Consider the following 6,101-nt stretch of genomic DNA (forward strand, 5'->3'; position numbering starts at 1 on the left):
GCCTCGGCCTGGCGCTCGACCCGCCGCACGCCGCGCTCCGGGACGCGCTGGCGGGTGACCGCGCGGATCTGGACCTCCGTACGATCTGGCTGGTCGCCGCCCTCGCGGTGGCCGTCGCGCTGATCACCGGCATCGGCCTGATGGCCTCGCGCAGCGGCCTCACGCCCTTCTGGGGCCGGTTCCTGGAGATCGCCGAGGGGTTCGTCCTGCTGACGCTGGTGCCGTTGGCGCTGGCCGTGTTCGACGTGTACGCGACGGTGCGGTCGATGACGGGATGAGGGCGGGACGACGGCGGGTTCCGGCGGCTACAGCCGCTGAATGATCGTCCCCGTGGCCAGCCCGCCCCCCGCGCACATCGTGATCAGCGCGAACTCCCTGTCCGTGCGCTCCAGTTCATGCAGCGCCGTAGTGATCAAGCGCGCCCCCGTCGCCCCCACCGGATGACCCAGCGCGATCGCACCGCCGTTCACGTTCACCTTCTCCAGGTCCTGGTCGAAGACCTGCGCCCAGCTCAGGACCACCGATGCGAACGCCTCGTTGATCTCCACCAGGTCGATGTCCCTCAGCGACATCCCCGCCTTGCCCAGCACGGCGTGCGTCGCGTCGATCGGGCCGTCCAGGTGGAAGTGGGGGTCGGAGCCGACCAGGGCCTGGGCGACGATCCGGGCCCTCGGCTTCAGCTTCAGCGCACGGGCCATCCGTTTCGACGCCCAGAGGATCGCCGCCGCGCCGTCGGAGATCTGGGAGGAGTTGCCGGCCGTGTGGACCGCCGTCGGCATCACCGGCTTCAGGCCGGCCAGGGCCTCCATGGACGTGTCGCGCAGACCCTCGTCCCGGTCGACCAGGCGCCACATGCCCTGACCGGCGTGCTGTTCCTCCTCGGTGGTCGGGACCTGGACGGCGAAGGTCTCGCGCTTGAAGCGTTCCTCGGCCCAGGCGTTGGCCGCCCGCTCCTGGGAGAGGAGGCCCAGGCGGTCCACGTGCTCGCGATTCAGGCCCCGGTGGCGGGCGATGCGCTCAGCCGCCTCGAACTGGTTGGGGAGGTCGACGTTCCACTCGTCGGGGAAGGGTTTGCCCGGCCCGTGCTTCGAGGCGGACCCCAGCGGCACCCTCGACATCGACTCGACGCCGCACGAGATGCCCACGTCGATGACCCCCGCCGCGATCATGTTCGCGGTCATGTGGGACGCCTGCTGCGACGACCCGCACTGCGCGTCGACCGTCGTCGCCGCCGTCTCGTACGGCAGTCCCATCGTCAGCCAGGCCGTCCGCGCCGGGTTCATGGACTGCTCACCGGCGTGGGTGACCGTGCCGCCGACGATCTGTTCCACGCAGTCGGCGGGGATGCCGGTGCGGCCCAGGAGTTCGCGGTAGGTCTCGCCCAGGAGGTAGGCGGGGTGGAGATTGGCGAGCGCGCCGCCGCGCCGGCCGATGGGGGTGCGTACGGCTTCGACGATCACGGGTTCCGCGGCCATGGGGGGTCCTCTCGGGAACTGATACCCGGAACTAGTACGCGTTCTAGTTCTGCTGGCAGTCTGCTGAGTCGACGGCCCGTGCCGCAAGGGTCGTGCAGCCGCTGAGGTCGTGATCCGCCGGGAAAACGCGGGCAATTGGGCGTGGTTCGTGCCTTGCGGGTTGTAGAACTCGTTACTACGGTCCTCCCAGCTCCGTACCTGATGCTCCGTCAAAAGACGCCGAAGCCAACCGAACGCTGCTGGAGTGACGCCCCATGCCCTGTCCAGCGCTGCCCGACGGGTTCGACTTCACCGACCCGGACGTACTGCACCGCCGTGTGCCCCTGCCGGAGTTCGCCGAGCTGCGCCGGGTCGAGCCGGTGTGCTGGGTCGCCCAGCCGGCCGGGGTGGCCGGATTCGCGGACGAGGGGTACTGGGCCGTCACCCGGCACGCCGACGTCAAGTACGTCTCCACGCACCCGGAGTTGTTCTCGTCGTACCTGAACACGGCGATCATCCGCTTCAACGAGGACATCGAGCGGGACGCGATCGACGCGCAGCGGTTCATCATGCTCAACATGGATCCGCCGGAGCACACGCGCGTGCGGCAGATCGTGCAGCGCGGGTTCACGCCCCGGGCGATCCGTGCGCTGGAGGAACGGCTGCGGGCACGGGCGCGGGCGATCGTGGAGGGGGCGCGGGCGCACGACGGGCCCTTCGACTTCGTGACCGAGGTGGCGTGCGAGCTGCCGCTGCAGGCGATCGCCGAGCTGATCGGCGTACCGCAGGAGGACCGGGGCAAGATCTTCGACTGGTCCAACAAGATGATCTCGTACGACGACCCGGAGTACGCCATCACGGCGGAGATCGGCGCCCAGTCGGCGGCCGAGATCCTCGCGTACGCGATGAACATGGCCGCCGAGCGGAAGCGGTGCCCGGCGCCGGACATCGTCACGCGGCTGGTGGCGGCGGAGGACGAGGGGAATCTCAGCAGCGACGAGTTCGGGTTCTTCGTGCTGCTGCTGGCGGTCGCGGGCAACGAGACGACGCGCAACGCCATCACCCACGGGATGCACGCGCTGCTCACACACCCTGAGCAGTGGGAGCTGTACAAGAGGGAGCGTCCGGCGACGGCGGCGGAGGAGATCGTGCGCTGGGCGACACCTGTGGCCGCCTTCCAGCGCACGGCCACGCAGGACACCGAGCTCGGCGGCAAGACCATCCGCAAGGGCGACCGGGTCGGCCTCTTCTACTCCTCCGCCAACCACGACCCCGAGGTCTTCACCGCCCCGGACACCTTCGACATCACCCGCGACCCCAATCCCCACCTGGGCTTCGGTGGCGGCGGCCCCCACTACTGCCTGGGCAAGTCCCTGGCGGTCCTGGAGATCGACCTGATCTTCGACGCCCTGGCGGACGCGATGCCCGGCCTGCGGCTCGTCGGCACCCCGAGGCGTCTGCGCTCCGCCTGGATCAACGGCGTGAAGGAACTCCGGGTGACCGCTCACTGAGCGTGTATACATGCGCGTATACTGCCCCCATGGCTGATGCGATGATCCGAGTGCCCGCCGAGGTGCGAGACCGGCTGGCCGTGATAGCGGAGTCCCGGGGGACGTCGATCCGCATGCTCGTGCAGGAGTTCGCGGAATCGACCCTGACCGAGGAGGAGCGCCGGGAGCGGGCGGAGCGCACGCGGGCCTATCTCGCCGAGCACTTCGGTGTCGAGGTGCGGGACGAGGAGAGCGCGGCCATGGGGCGCAAGCTCCGGGAGGCGTTCGCCCGGCAGCAGGGCGGGGCCGCCGCGTGATCCTGCACCACCTCGTCCTCGACACGCCCACCCTGCTGGCGCTGTCGGGGAACCGGCAGGTGTCCGCGCTCATTCACCGCGCCCACTTCGAGACGGAGACCCGCCTGTGGGTCCCTGCCCTCTCGGCCCTGGAGGCCGACCGTGAACGTCTGGGCATCGCCGAGCACGTGGGGCAGCTGGAGGTCCTGCACATCGTGAACCTGGACTACCCAGCCGTGCTGGCGGTCGCCCGGATGCAGCGTGACGGTGTGCCGCCCGGCATCGGTGCCGCGGTGCACGCGGCTCGGCACCTGCCCGAGTGGGGCGCCGATGCCCTCGTCGCCACGGTGGACGCCAAGGCGTACGAGGGGCGCGGCGTGCCGGTGCTCGATCTGGAACGTTGACCGGCTGCGTGCCGGTGGCACGGCGAAGGCGGCGCCCCCGGGGATCTGGGGGGCGCCGCCTTCGGTATCAGGGGGTGTGGGGGTTGGTCAGTACCAGTTGTTGGCCTGCCAGAACTTCCACGCGTCGCACGGGCTGCCGTAGCGCTCGTTCATGTAGTTCAGGCCCCACTTGATCTGCGTGGCCGGGTTCGTCTTCCAGTCGGAGCCGGCGGAGGCCATCTTCGACGCCGGGAGCGCCTGGACCAGGCCGTACGCACCGCTGGAGGCGTTGGTGGCGGTGTGGTTCCAGCCGCTCTCGTGCGAGACGATGTTCGAGAAGCACTGGAACTGCGCCGAGTTGCCGATCATCTTCTGCGCGGTCGCCTGGGCGGACGAGCCCGTGGTCGCGGCCTGCGCGGGAGCCGCGGCGATCAGCGTGCCGCAGGTGACAGCGGCGAGGGCGGTACCGGCCAGAGCCTTCTTCGGAGTGGCGATCGTGCGGAGGAAAGAAGCGGCGGACACAGGCGGCCTTTCGGTCGGGAGCATGACGGTCGCGTGACGTACCTGCCGGTGCCGCACCCGTCGTGCGTGCGGCGGTGGCATACGTCGGCGCCGCGGCCCTGGTGGGCACGTCGGCGCCTGGCGACGTCGTCCAGACAAGCAGAACGGCGGAAGTGTCCGCAAAGGTCCCTTTTACTAGCGTGCGTCGCATGTGGGGGTGACGGGGGCTGCCGTGCAGCCCCGGCGCAGGGGTTCTGTCTACGGCCCCGCTTCGTACGTGAGCCACGTCATGTGGGGTGCTTCACCTGGGCGGGGTCCCCGAATGTGACCGGCGCCTCGAAGGCGGCGCGGCGGGTGGCTCTGCGTAGTGCCTTCAGTACGGGGGTGCCGAGCGCGAGCGTGAGCGCGACCGTGACGACCGCGCGGCCCAGGTCCCAGCCGAGGGATGTCGCCAGGCAGTAGGCGAGGAAGCGGGCCAGATTGGTGGGCAGCGACGCGTCCGGGTCGAAGGCGATGTTCGACGACAGGGCCGACATGAAGGGCCAGCCCGCCATGTTCATCACCGTGCCGTACGCGAAGGCCGCCAGGAAGCCGTACGCCGCGAGCATCCCCACCTCCGCGCGGCCACGCAGGCGGTCCGGGCCCGGCAGCAGACCCGCGCCCATCGTGAACCAGCCCATCGCCAGCATCTGGAACGGCAGCCAGGGCCCCACCCCGCCCGTGAGCAGCGCGGACGCGAACATCGTGATCGAGCCGAGGACGAATCCGAAGCCCGGCCCGAGCACCCGGCCGCTGAGGACCATGAGGAAGAACATCGGCTCCAGGCCCGCCGTACCCGCGCCGATCGGGCGCAGCGCCGCACCCGTCGCCGACAGGACGCCGAGCATCGCCACCGCCTTCGGACCGAGGCCCGACTCCGAGATCGTCGCCGCCACGACCGCGACCAGCAGCACCAGCAGGCCCGCGAAGAGCCAGGGCGCGTCCTGGGCGTGCGCGTTGAGGGTGGAGGCGGGCGGGGCGAGGAACGGCCAGCCGAAACCCGCCACGCCCACCGCGCTCACCAGGGCCAGGGCCGCCAGGGAGCGGGGGCCCAGGCGGATGGCTCGGGCCTGGCGGTCACGGCCGGTCACCGCCTTGCCGGTCACCCCCTGGCGCTCGCCGCCGGTCATCGCAGCGCCTCCCGTACCTGGCTCACCGTGAGCCACCGCTGCGGGGCGAGGATCTTGGCGACCTGGGGGGCGAAGGACGGGGACGCCACGACGACCTCCGCCGACGGGCCGTCCGCGATCACCTCGCCCTCCGCGAGCAGCACCACCCGGTGGGCCAGCTCCGCCGCCAGTTCCACGTCGTGGGTGGCCAGGACGATCGCGTGACCCTCCGTGGCCAGGCCGCGCAGGAGCGTGACCAGGCGGGCCTTCGCCGCATAGTCCAGGCCGCGCGTCGGCTCGTCGAGGAGGAGCAGGGGCGGGCGGGCCGTGAGGACGACCGCGAGGGCGAGGGTCAGGCGCTGACCCTCGGAGAGGTCGCGGGGGTGGGTGTCGTCGGCGACTCCCGGCAGCAGCTCCGACAGCAGCGCACGGCACGTGCCCGGCTCGGCGCCCGCGTCCCGGTCGGCGGCTGCGCACTCGGCGGCCACCGTGTCCGCGTACAGCAGATCGCGCGGCTCCTGCGGGACCAGGCCGACGCGGCGCACCAGATCGCGGGGGCGGGCCTTGTGCGGGACCGCGTCCCCGGTGCGGACCGAGCCGGAGGAGGGCGCGACCAGGCCGACGAGGGCGCTCAGCAGCGTCGATTTCCCGGCGCCGTTGCGGCCCATGAGGGCGATCGTCTCGCCGGGGGTGACGGTCAGGTCGATGTGGCGCAGGGCCTGCACGCGGTCGCGGCGGACGGCGAGGGAGCGGACCTCGGCGACGGGGGCCTGCGCCGGGGCGTCGGGTGCGGCGCGCTGGAAGAGGCGGCGGCGCACGGGCGGTGCGG

7 protein-coding genes and 1 pseudogene are annotated in these 6,101 nt (G+C 71.5%); 4 read left to right on the top strand and 4 right to left on the bottom strand.

The features are described from left to right. A pseudogene (locus tag N4P33_RS31300) lies at positions 1-278 on the top strand (type VII secretion integral membrane protein EccD); the annotation flags it as partial. 27 nt (positions 279-305) lie between these two features. On the opposite strand, the gene N4P33_RS31305 reads toward N4P33_RS31300, so the two are convergent. Further along, positions 306-1,475, bottom strand: coding sequence for a steroid 3-ketoacyl-CoA thiolase (locus N4P33_RS31305; protein WP_260830324.1), 1,170 nt, complete (start codon positions 1,473-1,475; stop codon positions 306-308). Between the two features lie 254 nt (positions 1,476-1,729). Between N4P33_RS31305 and N4P33_RS31310 the strand changes: the two genes are divergently transcribed. The 3 genes from N4P33_RS31310 to N4P33_RS31320 are packed head-to-tail and all read left to right on the top strand — an operon-like array spanning position 1,730 to position 3,644. Next, positions 1,730-2,965, top strand: a complete 1,236-nt coding sequence (locus N4P33_RS31310; protein ID WP_260830325.1) for a cytochrome P450 — start codon at positions 1,730-1,732, stop codon at positions 2,963-2,965. A gap of 29 nt (positions 2,966-2,994) precedes the next feature. Continuing rightward, positions 2,995-3,261 (top strand): hypothetical protein, encoded by a 267-nt coding sequence (locus N4P33_RS31315; protein ID WP_260830326.1) that lies wholly within the window; start codon positions 2,995-2,997, stop codon positions 3,259-3,261. Further along, entirely contained in the window at positions 3,258-3,644 is a 387-nt protein-coding gene (locus N4P33_RS31320; protein WP_260830327.1) for a hypothetical protein, read from the top strand. The genes N4P33_RS31315 and N4P33_RS31320 overlap by 4 nt, the downstream gene beginning before the upstream one ends. Before the next feature lie 87 nt (positions 3,645-3,731). On the opposite strand, the gene N4P33_RS31325 is transcribed toward N4P33_RS31320, so the two are convergent. From N4P33_RS31325 to N4P33_RS31335, 3 genes are all read right to left on the bottom strand, one after another. After that, complete coding sequence (locus tag N4P33_RS31325) at positions 3,732-4,145, bottom strand: transglycosylase SLT domain-containing protein (protein ID WP_260830328.1); 414 nt, start codon at positions 4,143-4,145, stop codon at positions 3,732-3,734. Positions 4,146-4,411: 266 nt separating this feature from the next. Next, positions 4,412-5,293, bottom strand: a complete 882-nt coding sequence (locus N4P33_RS31330; RefSeq protein WP_260830329.1) for an ECF transporter S component — start codon at positions 5,291-5,293, stop codon at positions 4,412-4,414. After that, positions 5,290-6,101: energy-coupling factor ABC transporter ATP-binding protein (locus tag N4P33_RS31335; RefSeq protein WP_260830330.1), on the bottom strand; the 812-nt coding region annotated here is incomplete at its 5' end. The genes N4P33_RS31335 and N4P33_RS31330, both read right to left, overlap by 4 nt.

Origin of the sequence: Streptomyces sp. 15-116A (assembly GCF_025290915.1) — a bacterium.
Taxonomy (GTDB): domain Bacteria; phylum Actinomycetota; class Actinomycetes; order Streptomycetales; family Streptomycetaceae; genus Streptomyces.

Bases quoted from the DNA above. Each gene is read 5' to 3' on its own strand.
- N4P33_RS31305 (WP_260830324.1), bottom strand. From the start codon at position 1,475: ATGGCCGCGGAACCCGTGATCGTCGAAGCCGTACGCACCCCCATCGGC.
- N4P33_RS31310 (WP_260830325.1), top strand. From the start codon at position 1,730: ATGCCCTGTCCAGCGCTGCCCGACGGGTTCGACTTCACCGACCCGGAC.
- N4P33_RS31315 (WP_260830326.1), top strand. From the start codon at position 2,995: ATGGCTGATGCGATGATCCGAGTGCCCGCCGAGGTGCGAGACCGGCTG.
- N4P33_RS31330 (WP_260830329.1), bottom strand. From the start codon at position 5,293: ATGACCGGCGGCGAGCGCCAGGGGGTGACCGGCAAGGCGGTGACCGGC.